Annotated in this window: 1 protein-coding gene; it reads right to left on the reverse strand. The window is 40.8% G+C overall.

Annotated elements, in window-relative coordinates; translation table 11 throughout:
- Window positions 1-27: 27 nt before the first annotated feature.
- Window positions 28-1,131, reverse strand: coding sequence for an ISAs1 family transposase (locus P4S71_RS22940; RefSeq protein WP_096793603.1), 1,104 nt, complete (start codon window positions 1,129-1,131; stop codon window positions 28-30).
- Between the last annotated feature and the right edge of the window lie 76 nt (window positions 1,132-1,207).

Genomic DNA, 1,207 nt, shown 5'->3' on the forward strand with positions numbered 1-1,207 from the left:
CAGGGCAAAATCATACTTGAGCGTTATTTATCCTAAAATAAGCTGCTCTCTTACCTCATCTGACCAAGCAGCCTGTTTCAACTTACCTTTCATACTGTCTTTTATCGCGCTTAATTTCGCTAAGTTCATCGCAAATCGTCTAAAGGTCGCCATATTCTCGGGGGCATCACCTCGACGAATACGTGAATCGTCTTCTTTAAATGTCATATCTAATACCCAGTGTGCTGAGTTTTCTATTCCCCAATGCTGGCGAATAGACTTGGCTACTTGCTCTGGGTTTATCCCTAGCGAGCTGATGTAATAACTCGTTTCCATTGTATGACTATCACCAACATAACGCTGTCGTACTACCTCGACTATGGAGTTGAAATTGACCCAACCGTGGCGCTGCTCAAGCCAATCTGTCACCAACAGTTGAGTGTAAGTGCGCTGCTCTATTCGACCATGCCCATCATTTACTGTTTCATGGCTATTTTGCTGGATGAGTGATGGCTGCTCTCGTCTGACTTTGTGATAGTAGGCTTGAATTTCTTTGTTCAATTTTCCTTGGTTATTCTTCACTTGCAGCAAATAGTCTCCGTCTTTCTTGCTGACGGCTTTCGTCACTTTCTTTAAACAATGCATCGCGTCTGCTGTGATGATATTGCCTTTAAGCTCAAGTAATTCAATAAGTGCCATCACTGTTGATACTTCATTCTTCTTACTTTTTGATTTGCATTGTGCTAGTACTAGGCCCTGTTCAACTGCATAAGCTGAAACACTGTGAATAGCTGTTTTTTTATCACCATCATAAGAATGGCGAAGTGTTTTACCGTCAAAGGCAATGACGCTTTGATTATTCGCATCTCTAAGCTCATTAACCCAAGAAACAAAACAAGCTAATAAAGCTTCAGGGGCCAGTGAGCTAATGATACGAGCAATCGTATCATCGACAGGAATACCATTTTCAAATGAACGAAACTTACGTAACCAAGTCAGTTTACTGTCACCGAATTGCTTAATATCCTTCCACCCTTCAGCACCTGAAATAATCGCAGTGACTGTAAGGAATATAACATCCAGCAATTCATGTTTTTTGTTGATGTGTGAACGAGTATCTTGAATGTCGTTGAAATGGTTGATGAATGACATGTTAATCGCCTTTGAGAAAAAGGCGATTTGATCACAGATTCGAAGTAATAATCAAGTTAAGTATGATCTTGCCCTG

Source organism: Pseudoalteromonas sp. B62 (assembly GCF_037162565.1).
Lineage (GTDB): Bacteria > Pseudomonadota > Gammaproteobacteria > Enterobacterales > Alteromonadaceae > Pseudoalteromonas > Pseudoalteromonas fuliginea.

Coding starts and splice junctions, on each gene's coding strand:
- P4S71_RS22940 (WP_096793603.1), bottom strand. CDS start 1,131: ATGTCATTCATCAACCATTTCAACGACATTCAAGATACTCGTTCACAC.